Raw genomic sequence first — 19,930 nt, 5'->3', positions numbered from 1 at the left:
ATTGAATCCTTCTATTTATGTAAAACTTATCTATATCTCTTATGGGTAAAGCGCAGCTAGAATAAAATTGCTTTCTTAGTTTATTTCTAGCTTCTCCTATTTACGAATATGAAAAGCTGTGGTGGCCAGAGAAATGTTTAAGTTCAATAGACCTTATTTATGAACTTCCCAAAACAGAAAACTCCCCCATAAATCCCAAATCATGAAACACAAGAATTCACGCAAAATTCACGACCAGCTCTTTAATTTGATCTTATAAAGTTGGCTTGGATATCGACATGAAAATTATAACTACAGCCCTAGGGTTGATTACTTTGATAGGTTTAACGGCGTGTAAAAGTGTGCCTAGTTACTCAGGTGACTATGGCAAAGCTGAACAAAAAATTACTGGTATAGAATTAGATGATCAACAGGCGCTAGATATCGGCAATCGTTTTGTCGCTGCATTTAATACGCTCGGCACCCCTTCTTTTGTAAATAATGCCAGCAATCTTTACGCTGATCAGCTCTATATCAACGATACACTCTCGCAGTTCTCTCAGAAAAAAGATTTGATTAAGCATTTTGAAGGGATGAATGCCCGAGTGAGTAATGTCACTGTAAAACTCATTAGTTCAACTCATCACCAAGATACAGCCTACATCCATTGGTACATGACCTATGACTTTAAAATGCTAGGTCGCTCAAAAACCATGGCTTCTTATGGAATTAGTCAAATTAAGATTAATGAACAACAAAAAATTATTTTCCAGCAAGATTATTGGGATCCAGCGAATGGCCTCTACCGTTCTTTACCCATATTTGGAGGAGTATATAAATGGATATTGCCGTTCAAAAAAGTCGAATCTTGATATTTCTAGGAATCTTAATCGTATCTCAAGCGAATGCGGCTGAACTGAAAAAATGCAGTTCAGCTCCTTTAATGGTGACGAGCAAGAAGGTGGGAAATGTCAGTTACTTTGCTGAAGATTGCCTAAAAAATTGGCAAAGCCAAAGCATCAAAATGGACTTTAGCTATAACCGCGATATTCCCGAGTGGGCATTTAAACGCGCAGCAACTCACTTTTTGAAGAAAAATGTTAGCGGCTTTGATGCGAAATCCCCGCTTAATCATATTAATGAACTATATAGGCCAATTAAGAGTGGAGATCTCTATAGTCTCTACTATCAACATGAAAATCAAAAACTAGAATTAAAATTAAACCAGAAGCTGCTCGGCTCTTTGAACAATCCGAATGCAAATCAATATTTTAAAATCTGGTTTGGTAGTGAACCGTTTAATGCTAAATTAAAACAACAACTATTAAATTAATGGCTTAATAAAATCTCATGGGTAATCACTTTATCCTCATGGTTGAGGACCATTTTGAACTTGCAGCAACAGTCTGCGAATTTCTTGAAGTGCATGGTTATATCGTCGATCATGCACGTAACTTAGATGCTGCACGAACTTTTCTCAAATCTCAGCATTATCATCTTTTGTTGCTCGATATAAATTTGCCCGATGGCTCGGGTTATGACCTATGTAACTGGCTACGTACCGAACAAGGCGTTGATATTCCCGTTCTTATGCTCACAGCAAGAGATACTTTAGATGACAAACTTAAAGGTTTTACTGCTGGAACAGATGATTATTTGGTAAAACCTTTTGATTTTAATGAATTAGTGATGCGGATTCGTGCATTAATAAAAAGAGCAGCTGGCGAAGTCACTCACCATAAAATTCAAATTCACGACTTAATTCTTGATAGCGCAACTCAAACCGTGGTTCGTGCCGGAAATAATATCGAGTTACCCCCTATTCAATTTAAACTATTAAAAATTTTGATGCGCCAGTCTCCAAAAGTAGTGACTAAGCAAGAACTGATGATGGAATTATGGGGAGACGAAGAACCTGAAAGCGATGCGTTACGCAGTCACATCTATAACCTAAGAAAAATGGTTGATAAACCTTTTGATCCTAAACTATTACATACAGTGGCAGGTGTCGGTTTAAAAATTGCTTTGGAAGATTCCGCGACTTAACTTAAATAGACCACAACAATTAAGCCTGTGGTTGGCTCCAAATCGAGTTCAGGATGAGTGGTTAAATAATATTGTCGATCAAACAGCTCCACTCTCCATCCTAGTTGTTTGCAAAGCTTTTGTACCAATTGCAAACCAATTCCATGGCCTTTAGCCTTTAAGGAAAGTTGCGAATCGCTGAGTTCTTGCACCTTTACATCGTTAGGTAAAGAAATTCCAATTCCATTATCTGCAATAATCAGGCTGTTTTTTTGTTGAATAATGTCGATTTGTGAGCCTTGAGAATAGTTCAGGGCATTACGTAAAATATTACCTAAAACCATTTGAGTCATCGAAGGATATAACCAACGTGGCTGCTCAGAAACATCAGGTTGAATATTAATCTGTATCCCTTTACCTGCACTTACCGCTTCTAAACTTTCAACAAGATCCTTTACCGTTTTCGATAATAAATTTTTCTCAGATGGCAAGCTCTGTACCGTATTCCGAGCAATCGCAAGTAAGGTATCAACGAGCAGCTGCATATCTTCAATTGTGTTATGAAGACGGACTAAAGATTTATCGTCTCCATATTTCGCCTGACACAGTTGCACATTACCTTTCAAAATGGTGAGTGGAGTGCGTAACTCATGACTCACATCTCCAGTAAATTCTCTTTCGCGTCGGATAAAATCACTTAAAACCTGATGATATTTTTCTAAAGCTTGTTTGAGATATTCGGCTTCCATGTTGCCATTGGTATTAATATCTCTAAAAGGAGATGCCTGAGTATCTTGATGTGCCCAATCAATATTTTCTAAAGCATTCGCTAAACGCGTAATCGGGGAAAAATAGCGTCTTGCTCTTCGGTTTGACCACCACAAAAAGCTATATAAAACAGATAAGCTGAACATCAGCGGAGCAAGGCCAAATAACCAGATCAACTTATTGACATTGCTTTCGCCAAATACCAACAGAACATGCTGACCATTACGCTCACCATAGACCGTCATTCGTTCTTTACCATCTACGAATACTCGGTGCACGCCACTTTCTAAAGGCATGCCCCGAAAAGGTTGAGGCGCGACTTGTGTATTCCACCGATATCCATATAAATTTTTGGTATCTGGTAAATCAGCATTTGGGTTACGTTCTATACGTAACCAGTAATGCTCCATTTCCTGTTCTAAAGCGGTTTTAAGTAAAGAACCCTTAATCACCCAAGCACTACAAGCCAACCCGACCACGATCGATAATGCAATCAGACCAATCTGCAACCAGTAATATCGATTGAACATTTGGGCTAATGGATGACTCGCTTTGCCATCATGTCGATTTTTTATCATATCTTTATCGCCGGGATAGGCTATAGAAATTACTATGATCGCTTTTTAAATAAAAAGTGACCAATGACCCATTCTTGACCTTGCTCAAAACCAAATAACTCAGCACAAGCCATGAAGAAAATACGCCAGCGTTGCCACCAAATATTGGCATCTTTTCCATAGATTTTTTTAAACAGGGGCTTCAGTTCGACTTCTTGATTATCCATATTATCAAGCCAAGCATTTGCCGTTCTCATATAGTGCTCACCCGACCACTGCCACTGTTGAGCCAACTCTAAATGCTCTTGAAAATGCAAAAAAGTCGAAGTCGAAGGCATTAAACCGCCAGTAAAGAAATACTTGGACATCCAATCATAATCTGATTTCACTTCAAAAGGATAATGTAAAAAGCGATGGCAAAAAATATGACACCAAAGTAAGCCATCTGCCTTTAACCAGCCCTGAATTTTTTCAAAAAGACGTTGGTAATTACGTACGTGTTCAAACATTTCGACCGATACAACACGATCAAACTTGTCTTGGTCTAATTCAAGTACATTCACATCACAGGTAAGCACTTCAACATTGGTTAAACCTCTCAACTCTGCTTGCCGAAGAATATGCTTTTTCTGAGTTGCAGAATTTGAAACAGCCGTAATCTGTGAGCGTGGATAGTTTTCTGCCATCCACAAAGTTAAAGAACCCCAGCCACAGCCTAACTCTAAAATGTGTTGACCGTTTTTAAGTTGTGCTCTTTCACAATAAAGCTGAAGAGCTAACTCTTCTGCCTCATCTAAAGTTGTGGTTTTAGTCGGGAAATAACACGCACTATATTTGAGTCTTTTTCCAAGCACCGCCTGAAAAAACTCGGTCGGCAATTCATAGTGCTGTTCGTTTGCCTTATCCGTTTCAACGGCGATTTCGCTCTTCTTCAGCATATTAAGCACATCCATGTAGCGCTGCGCTCCTTGTTCAGGGTCATAACGGCCTTCTTGGATTAAGCGCTTTTTACTTAAAGCACGAATTGCAGCTCGAATTGCATGATCTGGAATCACACCACTTTCAACAATTTTCAAAGACTGATGAACAATAAAATCCATATGCGCACCTATTTTTTGGGTTTTCGCGGAATAAACATTGACGTTTTTTGTTGATAATCAAGATAATTTTGACCGCGACTTTTAATTGCTTGTTTTTCACTAAATGGAATACCCGTGACGTAATATAAAAATAGCCACATCAGTAACGGATAAATCCACAATACATATTGGCCTGCTGCTAAACCAATAATTGGGTAGGCAAACCAATGTAACCATTCAAAAAAATAATTGGGGTGACGTGAATAACGCCATAAACCCTGATCCATCGTTTTGCCATGATGATCTGGATTTAATTTAAATCGGTATAACTGCTGATCAGCGAGCTGCTCTCCAATGAAAGCAATTACCATGATGACAGCAGCAATTACTAAAGCGACTTTATATCCACTACTCCATTCAGTTGCCTCTACATTGAGGAGCATCCACATCGGCAAAAAGAACAAAAGCACTAAAAGTGTTTGAAAGATAAAAAAGAATAAAAAGCCAATATGCTGAAACTTACCCATCGCTTTACGCATGCTCGCGTAACGGCCATCTTCTTTTTGTTCAGATTGATAACGTCTTAAAAGGTGCCAAAATAATCTTAAAAACCATAAGCCGCTAAAAATACCGATAAAAAGACGCACTTCAACTGGGGCAACTGAAATGAGTAAAGAAGACACAATAATGTTTACTGCCAGACAGAAACTCCATGCAGCATCTACTATTCCAGCTCGGCCATTTAGAGTGGCAAGTAGCCAGCTCAGCAACATGATCATTAAATCTAGAATCAGTAAATTCCAAAACATGAGCAGTCTCCTTACTTGAGCTGTTTGATTTAGTAACTGGTACTTTCAAACAGCAAGTGAACATTGCTTATCACGCCTTCTTTAAAACCACCTTCGCAATAACATAAATAGAAATCCCACATCCGAATGAAGTTTTCATCGAAACCTAGAGCCAATACTTGTTCCCGCGCCGCTAAAAAACGCGCTCTCCAGTGATGAAGTGTTTGCGCATAACTTAAACCAATATCATTTAAATGCTTTAACCTTAAACCACTCTCAGAGGCGGTTTGAGTCAACACACTCACACTAGGGATGAAGCTACCCGGGAAAATATAGCGCTTAATATAATCAACTGTATTTAATGCTTTTTTATACCGGAAATCTTCAATAGTAATGGCTTGAATAAATGCCAACCCTTTCGGTTTTAAGAGTGCTTTACATTGATCAAAGTATGTCGATAAATATTGCGCACCAACCGCCTCAACCATTTCAATTGAAACCAGCTTATCGAACTTGCCTTCGAGCAAACGGTAGTCTTTAAGTTGCACATCAATTCGATGTGCCAAGCCAGCTTCATTTACACGAGTAACGGCTTCATCATATTGAGCTTGTGAAATGGTAATGGTGGTTACTCTACAGCCATAATGTTGAGCTGCATAAATTGCAAAACCACCCCACCCACTTCCAATTTCAACCAAATGATCTAGTGGTTTTAAATCTAACTTTTTACAAATGATCTCTTTTTTTAAATCAGATGCTTGTTCGAGTGTCATGTTTTCATTTTCAAAAACGGCGCTCGAATACATTAAAGACGGATCTAAAAATAATTTAAAAAAGTCGTTGCTTAAGTCGTAGTGCTCGGCAATATTTTTACGGCTACCACTTATAGAATTCTTTCGATTTTGATACCAAGCTTTAAGAAAAAACTGGCTCGCTTGAGCAATAACATTCTGGTTGATTTGGTCCAATACAGCTCGATTACGTGCCAAGATCTGAATCAACTCGACAAGGTGCTCGCTGCTCCAGTCACCACGGATATACCCTTCTGCTGCTCCCAAAACACCATTTTTTAAAATGAGATCCATCAATAAAGGATTGTGGACTTCAATCACAGCATGTAAGTCTGAAACTTCACCGACCGTCCCATTCCACGCGCCCTGAAAAGTGATCTGTCCATGACGTAGTTTGAGAAGACTCTTGAGCAGTAACGGTAGTGAGTCATCTTCACCATAAAGAAATGTTTTTATCATGTCTTATCTACCTTGATCTTTTTAGGATGACGATAAAATGGAACTTTTTTTCGCCACAACTTAAATGCCTCTAAATATATTGAAAACAACATTTTAAAAGGCGCTAGGCTGTTCATAAGAGCATATCGATATTGCTGTGAAGGAAATGTGATGGGCACAAGCTCAAAACGCATAGTGGCATCAAAGACTTGTTTTTGCTCTTCAAAAAGCTGCATGTGAATGACATTTTGCTGATCCGAAAAACTAAATCGCCAACGGTAAGTCAACTGCATGGGCATAAATGGCGAAACATGAAATGATTTTTCAAAGTTAAAATCGAAACTTTGATAGTCACCCGCCTGTCCTTGTTGTTTTATACAGTCATGTGTATAGACTTTTCGTTCATTCCACGGGGTATTGGTAATTTCACTAAGAATAAAGAGCGGTTTTCCAGTTTTATTTAAAACAAAATAAAATACGACCGAATTAAACCGAAAACCCAAACAACGAGGCAAAGCCAAGACTCGAATTTGCCAGTCTGGCCGAAGATGTAAGTGATTATTTTGCAGTATCGCTTTCTCGACTCTATCCCTTATAGAACCGTGATACATGTTTAAAAAATCATTTTTAGATAGCTTTAATACATTCCAATGATCCGTCGACCAAAGTGAACAATCGTTTGTAATATCAACTAATTGATCTGGATCGAACCATAAATAATTTAAGGTCGATGTAAACTCATGCGGTTTAGGGCTATAACGCCGATGACGAATAAACGCAGGAGCGATAGCAAGTTTATTTAATAACATTTGAAAGCTCCTTACTTATTCTTATAACGCTAAGAGTTGCTCAACAACACGTGCTGCACTGCGGGCACCGTCTTCATGAAAGCCCCAGCCCCAATATGCTCCACAAAATGAAGTACGATTTTGTCCATTAATTTCGTGCCAACGAGATTGAGCTTTAATCGCTTTTGCATCAAATACAGGATGTCGATATTGCCGCTCAACCAAGATGTCTTCGGCTTTGATTTTCATATTCGGATTTAAAGTAGAAAAAATTTGGGTAGCGCAGGATAAATTCTGCAAATTATTCATCCAGTAGGTAAAACCATAATGTATGTCGGCCTCATCGTTTTGAACTTGAGATTTTGGTGTTACATGTACATGCCAGCTTGCCCACTGCAAACGGCTTTTAGGCATAATTGAAAGATCACGATGGACGACCATTCGATTATCTTGATAGCCAAATTGGCTTAATATTTGTCGTTCAAGTTCTGACGCATCTTTAATTAAACTTAGGCTATCGTCAGCATGGCTTGCAAAAATTACCCAATCATATTGCGCTTGCCCTTCAACGGTTTCGATTAAAACTGTTTCTAGTGAACGACTCACAGCTTTTACTTCTGCAAATTTCCACTCAATGGATTGGCAATTCTTTTGAATAGCACGAATATAGCTTGCTGAACCGTGTTTAACCGTTTGCCATTGCGGCCGCTCTTTTAACTGCAACATGCGGTGATGCTGAAAAAAGCTCACGACAAATCGATATGGAATTTGGCCTACCTGCTCAACGGGTGCCGACCATAAGGCACCGCACATCGGATAAAGATGCTCATAACGAAACTCATGACTATATTTGTGAAGGTCCAAATACTCTTCAATCGATAAATTAGGATCGATATCCGCCACATCTATATCTTTATTGTCATCATAAAAACGCAGCAAATCTGAGAGCATTTGCAGAAATTTTCGGTTTAAAAAGTTCTGCGGACGGGCAAAGAGCGACCATTTTTTTGAAGGGTTATATTGAAGTCCACTGACCAGATTATTCACCGAAAAACTCATATCGCTGCTTTGAGTTTCTACGCCTAATTTTTTAAGCATGTCAGTAAATAACGGATAGTTATAGTCGTTAAACACAATAAAACCACTATCTACCGCGACTTTAGTGCCTTCTATCTCTAGCTCGTGAGTGTCAGTATGACCGCCAAAATAGTTATTTTTTTCATACACAGTGACTTGATGTTGTTCTGACAATCTCCAAGCTGCGTAAAGTCCAGATATACCTGAACCAATAATGGCAATTTTCATAACACTTCACCGTTTTCAATTTTTTCTATCGATAGGTTTTTAATCTTTTTATATTGATAAACCTTGTCTGGTACTGGCTTTAGTCCCCACACCAAACCAAATAAAGACATCAGTTTAAGCACATAAAAGGTGATATCAATCTGCCACCAATAAAAGCCTTGTCGCACACTGCCTGCGTAAAAGTGATGGTTGTTGTGCCACCCTTCACCCAAGGTAATTAAAGAAAGTAGAAAATTATTACGGCTATCATCTGGGGTATTAAACTCACGTGAGCCATAACGATGAGCGAGTGAATTAATACACAAGGTTGCATGTGTTAATAGAACAGTGGAAATCACAAATCCCCACACTAAAAGTTGTAAGCCATTGGTGCCCAACTCAGGAAAATGTTGTGCAAGCCACAAACCTAAACCATAAATTGCTAAGGCCGTCAAAATCACAATAGGCAAACTAAATCGGTCTAGCCAAATCAGCTCTGGATATTTCAACCAGTCTTTAATGACTTTTTTTCGAGTGGCAAAATTCTGCTCATTTAAAAACCAGCCTACATGCGAATACCAGAAGCCTGCTTTCGCTGAATGCGGGTCCTGATCGGTGTCGGTAAAGTGATGGTGATAACGGTGATGTGCTGCCCACCATAAAGGTCCGCGCTGCGCACTCATGGTTCCGATCAGTACAAAAATGAATTGAACAATACGTGATGTCTGAAAAGTTTTATGCGAAAGATAGCGGTGAAAAAAAGCGGTAATTGCAAACATGCGAAGAAAATAAAAACCCAGCATGAAAACAACCGCGAACCAAGATACGCCCACCCAACACACTGCTAAACAAGCGATATGTAATAAAATAAAAGGAATAATTCTTAACCATTGAATGTTCTTTTCAATGACATATTCGCTAGAAGCACCCACTTGCGCATTTTCTGAATCTGACCAGCTATCGATCCAGCGCAGAAAAAATTTAGACATTGATTCTTCCTGATCTAAAGCATTTCTTTTGGTTCTAATTTAGAAAATGCGCAATGAATTTTATGTGAAGTTCACTCAATTACGAGATAAATATAAGCAACTATGCAACCAGCATTTCACTATTTAGACTGTGTTGTCTTAACAAGTTTGGAAACGTCGTAGCCATAGCTTTTTGCGGTTTGCAGATAAGACTGATATGTCGCCTCATCAAGTTGAGGGCTACGAGAAAGAATCCATAAATATTTATGGCTTGGGCCACCGACTAAAGCAACCTGATAATTTGGGTCAACTCTTAAAACCCAGTAATCGCCTTTTGTAAAAGGAATCCATCTAAGGCCAGAAGGTAAAAAGCTCACCTTCAATTTACTGTTGCCTTCATTTTGCGGATAGGCCACACCTTCAGATGAGATCATTTCGCCTTTTTTAGTCGTACAACTATTTAGAACACCAACGGTTTTGTCCGCGTTAATAGAATAGCTTGCAGTTGTATTGGCTACACAATTACGCTGAAAAAACATAGGTAAATGCGCAATTTCATACCACTTACCTGCGTATTTATTAATATCGATAGAATCAACAGCGACAGGTTTAGTATTGGTGTCGGCAAAGGTGCTCAAAGGAAGCATTAAGCTCACCGCTGCAAGGCTGCTGCTAATGACAAGTGATTTAAATAATAATTTCATGATTGCCCTCTTCTGTTTATTTCATACGTTTAAACATACGTCAGAGGGCTGTGAACAAAGTGTGAATTTTAAAAATTAAGCAACATTAATAAGGATTTAATTGTATTTCTTTAGAGCATCTGCAACTGGAAAATCAAGTTCAAAGCACACACCCTCAACCGTGTTATAAACTCGATAGCGGCCATGATGTAGATCCATAATTGAAGCAACAATCGACAAACCTAATCCACCTGTTTGATTCTCATCACTTCGACTTGAATGGCATTGGTAGAATCGTTCAAAAAGATGCTCAAGTTGATGATCTGCAATTGAAATCCCGCCCGTTACCACAGTTAGGCTGACCCATTGCCTATGTTCAATCATCTTATGTTTAGTTGCGATATAAATAGTCCGCTTGTCACCACCGTGAACCAACGCATTTAAAATCAGGTTATAAACGGCTCTTTGAAAAAGCTCAGGATCTGCAAATAAGGTTTGAGCTTCTACGTTAAAACTAAAATGACAGTCTTGTTCCTCGGCCTGATATTCAAAAATCTGGTGTAGCCTATCCATAACATCTTGGAGGTTTATTTCTTGTTTGTTTACAAGCACCATTTTCTGATCGGCTCTTGCCAAGAAAAGCATGCTATCAATCATGCGTTTTAATCTGTGGTAGTCGTCTAAATGGGACACTAGCAAATCTTCATATTGCTCAACCGAACGTTCGCCAGTTAAAGCAATCTCGGTTTGCCCAATCAGATTATTTAAAGGTGTGCGGAACTCATGTGCGATATCTTCAGAAAAACGGTTGAGCTGGGTATAGCCCTTTTCAATACGCTCAAGCATGTGGTTTATATCTTTGGAAAGCAGATCAACTTCTAAAGGTGAATTTGGGAGGTTTAATCGGTTCTGTAGCTGATTTGCATTAATAGAATGAGTTTGCTTGCGAAGCTGTTGCAGTGACCTTAAACCAAAATGACACGCTAAAATACAAAGCACAAAGATCGCAAACACACCCCCGACCACATACATCAAGAGACTTTCTTGAAAAGGTAAAAGAATGTTGATGCGTTCCGACCACTGTTTACCTGCAATGAGTAGATAAGGCTCGTTATTAATTTTTATGGATTTCCAAGCAATGCGCGTTGGATATGAGTTGTTAGCTAAATCTTGAAATTGAAGACTGTCGCGCTGTGCAAGTTCAGGCAGTTGAATGTGGAGCGGATTGATATTAATTAAAGTTTTGTCTTTATGGATAAGCAAAAACAAGTTGTCTTGGTTGCCAAGCATGTTTTGATACAGCTTAGGACGCGCAATGATTTGCTCTACATTTTCACTATCTTGCAGCAAAATTTCCAAACGATTAATTCGCTCTGCTAAAGCTTTATCTTGTTGCTTTAATAAAATCTGGTTAATACCCAAATAGGTCATAAAGCCGACTGAACATAAAATTAAGGCAGAACAAAGCGTGACCAGTAATGTAATACGGACTTCAAGAGAACGTAAAAATTTAAAGTTCATAAGCTAACCGAAATTTTATAGCCCAAGCCACGTATGGTATGAATGAGTTTTAACTCATATCCCTCATCAATTTTGCTTCGTAAACGGCGTACTGCAACGTCAATAAAGTTTGTATCAGTGTCAAAGTTAATATTCCAAACTTCAGAGCCAATTTGTCTACGCGTCACGATTTGCTCTTTGTTGAGCAATAGATAACGCAACAAATTAAATTCGGTTTTACTCAGCTCAATTAAGTTGCCACTACGCCACACTTTATGACTGACCACATCCATTTTTAAATCGCTAATAGATAGCTCATTTTCTTGCAGATATTGCTGTCGTCTTAACAGGCTTTTAATGCGTGCCAATAGTTCAATATAGGAAAAAGGCTTAGCCAAGTAATCATCTGCACCCAACTCTAACCCTTTCACTCTATCCATCACCTGATCTTTTGCCGTTAAAAAAATCACCGGAATTTTTGAAAACTGGCGTAGGACCTGTAATACGCTCCAGCCGTCTATGTCCGGCAACATGACGTCAAGAATAAGCAAGTCATATTGATCTCTCTTTAGCATTTCCAAACCTTGCAGCCCTAAGTGAACACACTCCGCTTGATATCCAGACTCTTTTAATCCTTTGACCAAATAGGTGGCGATCTTGATCTCGTCTTCAATAATAAGGATACGCATTTTGTAGAGACTCATTTGAAAGATGACAACTTTGTAATGTGATTGTCATGCTTGAAATTAAGCAATTTGTTTAAGATTTTCAAAGCGACATAGAGGCAATCATTATGAAAAAATTGAACTGGCTGATGTTAGCAACCGTGCTATTCGGTAATAGTACTTTTGCACAGCCCCCTGCTTTGAATCAAGTTTATTCGTTAGATCTAAAAACTGCCCATCTGTTAGCCGACAGTGCGAAAGAGGCATGTAAAAAATTAAATCAAAATATTGCGGTTGTTGTTGTAGATCGCGGCGGTAATCCATTAACTGCCGAACGGCATGAGTTGGTGGGCCCGCATAACTTAATGGCTGCCGAGAAAAAAGCCTATACCGCGTTATCTACCAAAACATCGACCTTAGTTTTAAGCCAAAACAGTAACCAGAACCCCGATGCAAAAAATTTAACTACCGTAGCAAATTTACTTTTGTTAGGCGGTGGCGTACCTGTTCGTTTTGAGAACCAAGTGATCGGAGCCATTGGGGTTGCAGGTGCTGGCGGTGCACAAAATGACAATCAATGTGCAAGCAAAGCCATTGAAACCGTTTTTCATTCATAAGGAGTTCATCATGACTAAATCATTTATTGCTTTATCTTCGTTATTTATAGCTTCGGCTACATTTGCACAAACTAATCCGCTAAGTGTGCACGTGTTAAATCTAGAAACGGGTTTACCCTCTTCTCAGGTTGAAGTCGTTTTAGAGAAAAACACCAATAACCAATGGGTTAAACTCAACCAGCAAGTGACCGATTCAAATGGTCGTATTACTGCGCTCTATCCAGAAAATAAAAAACTAGAGCAAGGTATTTATAAAGTTACTTTTAAAACAGAAGACTGGTTTAAAAAGAACAAACAACAAACTTTTTTTGCCGAGGTTCCTGTAATTTTTAAAGTCGATGGAAGCGTAAATCACTACCATATTCCTTTATTACTCAGCCCTTACGGTTACTCAACCTATCGAGGCAACTAAAATAAAAAACCCCTTTATCTGTTGTGCACAAATAAAGGGGTTGGTTAAAAACGATGCGTTTTACGAACAAACTCCATTGCTAATAACCGATTTTTTGTTTGAATCTAGCGCCATAATTGAAGAAGAAACCGTATTAATGATTTGAGTCATCGCTTCACTTGAAGCATTCACAATACCTTCCATCTTTTTAGCTTTCTGATCAATCGGCTGCTTAAAAGCAATTCGACAATTGAGCTGAGATCCTGCATTCGTGATGACTTTTGCATTATTTGACTCTAATTGAGTGGGCGGTATTTGACGCTTCACTACCCAAGACACCGCAATATTAATATAGCTTTTATCTACAATATCAAAATGAGAAAAGTCTGTAGAAACTCGATATAAAGGCTGATTGTTTCCAGCTAGCCCACTGCTATAACTGTCAATTGCCCCTAATTTTTGCTGTAAACCCGCCGACAAGGTATCGCGTAATTGCGTACCCATGGTCGATGTCCAGCGTTCATTGTTTAACACCGTAGACTTACCACTACTGTCTTGGAGTACCAAAGGCGCACGGTCCAATCGGTCTGGAATCCCGACGGGTAATACCTCAATCACCTGCACAGTTGATTTTGTAGCCGCAGTAATTTTAGGGGATATCGTATAATAATTTGGCGTTGGTGAACTCGAACATGCCGTCATGGCAACAGCCGTTAAAAACAGGCCGCTCCCAAGCAGCCATTTGGCTGCTTTAGGATATTGAAAAGATAGAGTATTTTTATTTTTCATCATCGGTCTCTGGTGTCTTACCACGAATAATTGATTCAGGATGTTGCTCAATATAGTCTGCCATTAACTGTAATGAAGCAGCTGCACGTGTCATTTGCTGCAATGCTTTACGTACGTCTTGTTGTAACGGCGCATCGCTCGACAAAATAGACTCTGACGATCTTACAGTTTTACGAACATCGTCTAAGGTTGCTTGTAAACCAGGTGCAACTTTTCCATCTAACTGTTTAACCAGTTTATCGGTAGACTCAATGGCTGTGTTCATATTGTTGAGCGTTTTACGTACATCTTGCCCAATCTCAACTAACGGGAATTTGGTTAACTTGTCAGCAATCTGAGAAACTTGTGCTTGTAAGCCACTCAGTTCAGTTGGTGTAGTTGGAATCACCACACGGTCATCACTCAAAATTTGTAATGTGGCTGGTTTAGCTTTAGGGAACTTATCTAGGGCAATATAGTTTTGGCCCGTGAGAAGGTTGCCTGTTCTCATTTGAGCACGCCATCCATGTTCAACAAAATCTTTGAAAATATTGCTGTTTGGATTGAGTGCTTGACCATTTTCAACACGTGAAGGATAAATAACCGCCTCAACACGCATACGAATCTGTTTATAGTTGTTATAAAACTCTGCATTAATCGATTTAACATTACCAATTTCAATGCCCATGAAATCAATTGGCGCGCCAACAGACAGTCCACGTAATGAATGATCAAAGTACATGATCACACCACGAGGTTGCCCGTCAGGGTCTTTTAATGCCTCAGATTTCGAGTCCCATAGATTAAAGCGACTATGATTTGCCGCTGTAGTAGCACGAGAGCTTTCAGGGATTCCAAAAGCAATACCGCCCGCGACAATACTTGCCAGCGATTGAGTATCTAAACTAAATCCTGAGGCATTCAAGCTCACATCGATCCCACTCGCCTGCCAAAAACGTGCATCGGTGGTGACAAACTTGTCATATGGTGCACGGATAAAAGTTTGCAGCTCTACAGTTTTACCATCGTTAGACAATTTATAGGCTGTAATTTGGCCCACATTAATTCGACGATAATAAATTGGGGAACCGACATCTAAAGACCCCAAATCATCTGCATTTAAGAAAAATTCTTTGCCCGGCACATCGGAAGTAATCACTGGCGGTATTTCTAAGCCAGTAAATTCAAGCTTTTTCTCTTCCGACTTGCCACCATCCACTTCAATATATGAACCTGACAATAATGTGTCTATTCCTGAAACCCCACTCGTCCCAATACGTGGTCGCACGACCCAAAAGCGTGAATCTTTTGCGGCAAAGTTACTGGCATCTTTACGCAAATCAATTCTGGCAATCACGTGTGAACGGTCTTCTGAAAGATCAATCTGGCGTACTACACCAATATCCACCTGTTTATAACGGACCGTTGTTTTACCTGCGACCAATCCCTCAGCCGTCCTAAAAGATACGTCAATGGTCGGGCCGTGAGACAAGAGCGCTTTTATCGCTAATGAAAGCGCGATTAAAAGAGCAATCAATGGAATGAGCCAAATTAAAAGAGGCTTCCACCGACTTTTCTTTTCTTGGGGCTCTGGCAAATCATTCATGCTATCCAGTTCAACATCCGGATCACGACGATCTGAGTTACCAGGGGTTATTTCATTTTCAGACATACTCATTGTTCTTTTATTGACTGGGATTAATGGAATCATTATTCAACGGCGGGTGTTCTGCCTGAATAATCTTGGTTTTGTTTGAGGCAAAAGTAGAAGGCTTATTTTTATTTTGAGATGCGTAGAAGTTATCCCAAATAAGCCGTGGGTCAAAACTTAACGATGCAAACATGGTTAACACCACAACCGCACCAAAAGCGATCGAACCCGGCCCTGCTAAAATGGTAGCAAGCGATTGGATCTGAATGAGTGCTGTTAAGAGTGCCACCACAAATACGTCAATCATTGACCAACGGCCGATAAATTCGACAACTCGATATAATTTAACGCATTGCTCAGGTAAAAATTTCCATGCTGAAGATTGTTGAAGATATACCGCCACCAATAAAAAATACAAAATTAGTAGCTTCAACATGGGAATAAAAATACTGGCCATGAAAATAACCACTGAAACCAGATAGTCTCCACTTTGCCAAAAGTAAATGACCCCACTCATGATGGTATCTTGCTGGCTACCCAACAGTGAGTCAGTCACCGTCATTGGAAGTACATTGGCGGGAATATAAAGAATGGTCGCAGCTACCACTAAGGCAAAAGTTCGATTTAAACTCGCTGGCTTACGTAAATGCAGAACGCTATTACAACGAATACAACGTAACACCTGATGGCTTTGGTTGATTCGTCTCTTTTCATTTTGAGCAGAATTTACGACGCCACAGCAATGACACACAATTAATGAGAGATCTTTGGCTCTTGGGTATTGCTTAAGCACTGACCCTTGCTGTGAGCTTTGCGTTTGGGTCACGTTTTTTATCGTTTTCATGGCAGTGACCTATCAATTTCGTTCCATATATCACTCACCTTTATGGAAGTAATATAGACCAACAATACACTTAAGATCGCAAATGCCCATAACGCAATCTCGGGAATCACCAACACCATTCCTATTAACTTCACAAGCGTAACCAAGATTCCAATTAAGAAGACCTCAACCATTCCCCACACTCTCATAAAATAAAGTGTACGTAAGGCAAATACCAAAAATGCGGGTCTTTTCTTCAATACACTTACTGTGCCCAACACATAGGAAAGTAATAACAGATAGGAAAGTGGCACAATAAAAGTGGTGATTAAAATAAGAATGCCAACAAAAGCCCGATCATAATGGAACATCACCCAGACCGCACCCAGTAAGGTGGTTTCAGAGATGTTGCCCTGCAATTCAATTTTTACAATAGGAAAGCTATTAGCAATAATAAATACGATCAACGCCGTTAAGATTAAAGCCAACAGTGTCGAAAAATGTTTGGTGTGCCGATAGAGTTCAGCACCGCAGCATAAGCAATAAGCTCTTTTTCCATAAGCAAGCGGGATTCTACGATAGACAGTATCGCATTCCTCACAACCTGCTAATTCTTTAAGCTTCATAGTTATACTCTGAGATTTATAGTTTTAACTGTGTCACACAAAACTCTTTTTATTACTAAGGTAAATTAAAATATAAATCAATCGAAAAACTATCCAAGTCATCATAAATTTTGAGATGAAAATTACCGTAGGTGCTGTTCAATATATTGTTGAAACTGCTGAATAATATGTACAGATTGTGTGGTGGAATTGAAATAGAGACCAAAATTTAAAGGCTTAAGCTGAGATAGTACAGTTTTATGACCAACATATCTAAGATCAGCATGTGACAGCACGAAACCATCAAAAATTTAGCATTCCTGAACAGTACGGCATGTGAGTCATTGGGAAAACAATACAAAAGAATAGCGTGTTGGTTATACACGCGGACAGAGATTTACTTAAAAATATGAGCACTCATAGAGTACTCTCAAGGTTCTAAATCCTTAACCCTCTCTTTTTAATATGATAATTTTAATTAGAATATAAAACCAAAAAATTAATCACTTTCATATTCAAATATACATTCTATTCAAGAATGGCAATTTCAAATCTTATATTTTTCTTTAAAATAAATGTAATTATAAAGATTAATTTAAATATATTAAAAATTAATTTATGCGACACAATTATCAAAAAACTAATTTTAAGTAGATTATTTTTTAATTTATATAAAAATTAAGACCAGCCTAGCAATTAAAAATTAATTATTTAAATATCAACATATTAAAAATTTATTTTCAAGATTAGATATAAGCAATACACTTTAATCTCATAAAATATTCTTTATATTATTGTAAATAAATTTTACCTTTCATTAAAAAATTAATAGTTGATTTAAATACTCAGAATTACCACCAAACCTTAGATCACAAGCATTTTAAACTCATTAATTCTTATAATTAAACTTAAGAAAACCACCAAACTTAAAGGTTTGCTTAAGTAATTTTCATATTGTATTTTAAAAATGAAAAATAAATAAATTTATATATTAAAGATAGAGCTAATAATAAAAGTGAGATCAAAATGATTGAATGGTTACAAGGTGTTTTAAAGCACAGCCCCGAAATATTATTGTTCTTATCACTCGCAATAGGCTTCTGGATTGGACAATTCCAGTTTGGAAAGTTTCAGTTTGGCGGAGTCGCAGGCTCCTTACTCGTCGCAGTTGTTTTAAGTCTTATTGGCGTACCTGTCGATAACGGCGTTAAAGCAATTTTATTTGCTCTCTTCATTTACGCAGTAGGCTTTGAAAGTGGCCCTCAGTTTTTTAAATCACTGGGTCCACAGTCCATAAAAGAAATTCTTTTAGCAGTATTCATGGCAGTGTGTGGTTTAGTCACTGTTTTAGTGATGGCTAAAATTTTTCATCTCGATAAAGGCTTGGCTGCGGGTCTCGCTGCGGGCGGCATGACTCAATCAGCGATTATTGGGACTGCGGGAGATGCAATTTCTAGACTCGATCTCCCACTCGCAGAAATTCAAAGACTTCAAGCAAATGTCGCGATTGGCTATGCGGTCACTTACATTTTTGGTTCATTGGGAGCAATTATTGTCTGTGTGAATATCTTGCCTAAATTTATGGGTAAAGAAATTCACGACGATGCTTTAAAAGCTCAGAGTGAGCGGCTCAAAGGTGCTTTTGAATTAGCCCCAGGCCAAGAACTGGCAATGCCAGAAATTGTGGGTCGTATTTATAAAGTTAAACAAGCCAATGGCCAAACTATTGCGGAAATTGAAGCAAAAGAGCCGAGTATTACGATTGAACGGTTAAAACGTAAAGATCAGTTTATTGATGTCGCTCCCGAGCTAACTTTACAAACAGACGATATCATCTTATTGGTTGGTCGCCGTGCCAGTGTGGTTTCAGTTGCCGAGCAAATCGGTAGCGAATTACAGTCATCGCAAGGTATGGAAATGATTATGGATACCAGTGATGTCATCCTAAGAAATTCCAAATATCTCAACCGCACCTTAGGAGACATTAAGGCCAATACGCCTGCGTATTTAAAGCACGGTATTTATGTACTTGCGATTAAGCGTAACGATGAGCCACAACCTTTAAGTGACGATACTGTTCTACGACAAGGCGATGTGGTCACCGTATACGGAACAAAAAGCGACCTCGACCGCTTAGTGAAAGAAGCAGGTAAAGCCCTACCTGAAAGCTTAAAAACGGACTGGATTTTCCATGGTGCAGGCCTTGTGGTTGGTTTGGTGATTGGTCTTTTTGTGATTCGTTTAGGTGATGTGCCTTTAACTCTTGGTGCGGGTGGCGGAGCTTTACTATCAGGTCTTCTGTTTGGTTGGATTCGAAGTCGAAATCAAGTGCATGGCAATATGCCTTTAGCGGCTTCACAGCTTCTTAAAGATTTGGGTCTTGCAGGCTTCGTTGCTGCCGTCGGCTTACAATCAGGTTTACAAGCAATTCAAACCATTAAAGAAAGTGGTCTTTCACTCTTTATGATTGGAGTTGTGGTAACACTGGTTCCTCTCCTACTTTCCATGCTCTTTGCTCGTTATGTTCTGCGTTATGACAACGTTGCAGTAATGGCAGGTGCACTATCTGGTTCACGCAGTGCAAACCCTGCATTTGGTGCAATTTTAGACAAAGCAGGAAACTCGATTCCGACCGTTCCATTTGCAATTACCTATGCCCTAGCAAATGTGTTCTTAACCTTACTCGGACCACTGATCGTAGGCTTGGCCTGATTTTATACATTGAATTAGAAATTTTATTCATCCCACTATATTTAAGGAGA

General features: G+C 38.9%; 20 protein-coding genes. 6 read left to right on the top strand and 14 right to left on the bottom strand.

Features of this window, described 5'->3' with window-relative positions:
• Positions 1 to 278 precede the first annotated feature (278 nt).
• The 3 genes from KIP84_RS06255 to KIP84_RS06245 are packed head-to-tail and all read left to right on the top strand — an operon-like array spanning position 279 to position 2,025.
• On the top strand, positions 279 to 851 hold the full coding sequence (locus KIP84_RS06255) for a nuclear transport factor 2 family protein (RefSeq protein WP_213689529.1): 573 nt from the start codon (positions 279 to 281) through the stop codon (positions 849 to 851).
• Positions 818 to 1,312 (top strand): chalcone isomerase family protein, encoded by a 495-nt coding sequence (locus KIP84_RS06250; RefSeq protein ID WP_017398543.1) that lies wholly within the window; start codon positions 818 to 820, stop codon positions 1,310 to 1,312. Before KIP84_RS06255 ends, KIP84_RS06250 begins: the two co-directional genes overlap by 34 nt.
• Positions 1,313 to 1,329: 17 nt before the next feature.
• Positions 1,330 to 2,025: a response regulator transcription factor gene (locus KIP84_RS06245; protein WP_069035843.1), complete on the top strand. Its 696-nt coding sequence runs from the start codon at positions 1,330 to 1,332 to the stop codon at positions 2,023 to 2,025.
• On the opposite strand, the gene KIP84_RS06240 is transcribed toward KIP84_RS06245, so the two are convergent.
• The 10 genes from KIP84_RS06240 to KIP84_RS06195 form a co-directional block, all read right to left on the bottom strand.
• Positions 2,022 to 3,350, bottom strand: a complete 1,329-nt coding sequence (locus tag KIP84_RS06240) for a HAMP domain-containing sensor histidine kinase (protein ID WP_213689528.1) — start codon at positions 3,348 to 3,350, stop codon at positions 2,022 to 2,024. The genes KIP84_RS06245 and KIP84_RS06240 overlap by 4 nt on opposite strands.
• Positions 3,351 to 3,382: 32 nt before the next feature.
• The gene (locus tag KIP84_RS06235; protein ID WP_020753314.1) at positions 3,383 to 4,429 is read right to left on the bottom strand and encodes a cyclopropane-fatty-acyl-phospholipid synthase family protein; all 1,047 of its coding nucleotides are present in this window, start codon (positions 4,427 to 4,429) and stop codon (positions 3,383 to 3,385) included.
• Between the two features lie 8 nt (positions 4,430 to 4,437).
• Positions 4,438 to 5,217: a DUF1295 domain-containing protein gene (locus KIP84_RS06230; protein ID WP_078221117.1), complete on the bottom strand. Its 780-nt coding sequence runs from the start codon at positions 5,215 to 5,217 to the stop codon at positions 4,438 to 4,440.
• Positions 5,218 to 5,246: 29 nt separating this feature from the next.
• Positions 5,247 to 6,446 (bottom strand): cyclopropane-fatty-acyl-phospholipid synthase family protein, encoded by a 1,200-nt coding sequence (locus KIP84_RS06225; RefSeq protein ID WP_078221118.1) that lies wholly within the window; start codon positions 6,444 to 6,446, stop codon positions 5,247 to 5,249.
• Positions 6,443 to 7,234 (bottom strand): DUF1365 domain-containing protein, encoded by a 792-nt coding sequence (locus KIP84_RS06220; RefSeq protein ID WP_213689527.1) that lies wholly within the window; start codon positions 7,232 to 7,234, stop codon positions 6,443 to 6,445. Before KIP84_RS06220 ends, KIP84_RS06225 begins: the two co-directional genes overlap by 4 nt.
• Positions 7,235 to 7,255: 21 nt before the next feature.
• A complete protein-coding gene (locus tag KIP84_RS06215; RefSeq protein ID WP_213689526.1) occupies positions 7,256 to 8,518 on the bottom strand; it encodes an FAD-dependent oxidoreductase in 1,263 nt (420 codons plus the stop codon).
• Complete coding sequence (locus KIP84_RS06210; RefSeq protein ID WP_213689525.1) at positions 8,515 to 9,486, bottom strand: acyl-CoA desaturase; 972 nt, start codon at positions 9,484 to 9,486, stop codon at positions 8,515 to 8,517. Before KIP84_RS06210 ends, KIP84_RS06215 begins: the two co-directional genes overlap by 4 nt.
• 119 nt (positions 9,487 to 9,605) lie before the next feature.
• Positions 9,606 to 10,169, bottom strand: a complete 564-nt coding sequence (locus KIP84_RS06205) for a lipocalin family protein (protein ID WP_069123661.1) — start codon at positions 10,167 to 10,169, stop codon at positions 9,606 to 9,608.
• Between the two features lie 96 nt (positions 10,170 to 10,265).
• Positions 10,266 to 11,669: a heavy metal sensor histidine kinase gene (locus KIP84_RS06200; protein WP_213689524.1), complete on the bottom strand. Its 1,404-nt coding sequence runs from the start codon at positions 11,667 to 11,669 to the stop codon at positions 10,266 to 10,268.
• Positions 11,666 to 12,337 (bottom strand): heavy metal response regulator transcription factor, encoded by a 672-nt coding sequence (locus KIP84_RS06195; protein ID WP_005123675.1) that lies wholly within the window; start codon positions 12,335 to 12,337, stop codon positions 11,666 to 11,668. The genes KIP84_RS06200 and KIP84_RS06195 overlap by 4 nt, the downstream gene beginning before the upstream one ends.
• Positions 12,338 to 12,462: 125 nt before the next feature.
• On the opposite strand from KIP84_RS06195, the gene KIP84_RS06190 reads away from it, so the two are divergent.
• Complete coding sequence (locus KIP84_RS06190) at positions 12,463 to 12,930, top strand: heme-binding protein (RefSeq protein ID WP_130120386.1); 468 nt, start codon at positions 12,463 to 12,465, stop codon at positions 12,928 to 12,930.
• Positions 12,931 to 12,940: 10 nt separating this feature from the next.
• Complete coding sequence (gene uraH, locus KIP84_RS06185; RefSeq protein ID WP_000167346.1) at positions 12,941 to 13,342, top strand: hydroxyisourate hydrolase; 402 nt, start codon at positions 12,941 to 12,943, stop codon at positions 13,340 to 13,342.
• Positions 13,343 to 13,402: 60 nt separating this feature from the next.
• Here the strand turns inward: uraH and KIP84_RS06180 are convergent, their stop codons facing one another.
• Genes KIP84_RS06180 through KIP84_RS06165 form a run of 4 tightly spaced genes read right to left on the bottom strand, consistent with a single transcriptional unit; the run spans position 13,403 to position 17,189 of the window.
• Entirely contained in the window at positions 13,403 to 14,110 is a 708-nt protein-coding gene (locus KIP84_RS06180) for a PqiC family protein (RefSeq protein ID WP_057070510.1), read from the bottom strand.
• Positions 14,100 to 15,767, bottom strand: coding sequence for an MlaD family protein (locus KIP84_RS06175; RefSeq protein ID WP_080749914.1), 1,668 nt, complete (start codon positions 15,765 to 15,767; stop codon positions 14,100 to 14,102). Before KIP84_RS06175 ends, KIP84_RS06180 begins: the two co-directional genes overlap by 11 nt.
• 7 nt (positions 15,768 to 15,774) lie before the next feature.
• Positions 15,775 to 16,584 carry a paraquat-inducible protein A gene (locus tag KIP84_RS06170; protein ID WP_213689523.1) on the bottom strand — a complete coding sequence of 270 codons (810 nt, stop codon included), beginning with the start codon at positions 16,582 to 16,584 and terminating at the stop codon, positions 15,775 to 15,777.
• Positions 16,581 to 17,189 carry a paraquat-inducible protein A gene (locus tag KIP84_RS06165; protein ID WP_213689522.1) on the bottom strand — a complete coding sequence of 203 codons (609 nt, stop codon included), beginning with the start codon at positions 17,187 to 17,189 and terminating at the stop codon, positions 16,581 to 16,583. The genes KIP84_RS06170 and KIP84_RS06165 overlap by 4 nt, the downstream gene beginning before the upstream one ends.
• A 1,005-nt stretch (positions 17,190 to 18,194) precedes the next feature.
• On the opposite strand from KIP84_RS06165, the gene aspT reads away from it, so the two are divergent.
• Positions 18,195 to 19,880 carry an aspartate-alanine antiporter gene (aspT, locus tag KIP84_RS06160; RefSeq protein ID WP_213689521.1) on the top strand — a complete coding sequence of 562 codons (1,686 nt, stop codon included), beginning with the start codon at positions 18,195 to 18,197 and terminating at the stop codon, positions 19,878 to 19,880.
• Positions 19,881 to 19,930: the final 50 nt, after the last annotated feature.

Source organism: Acinetobacter sp. BHS4, from assembly GCF_018454425.1.
GTDB classification, from domain to species: Bacteria; Pseudomonadota; Gammaproteobacteria; order Pseudomonadales; family Moraxellaceae; genus Acinetobacter; species Acinetobacter pittii.
The sequence above is the reverse complement of the archived record's forward strand: the minus strand, read 5'-3'. Positions and strand labels throughout refer to the sequence as shown.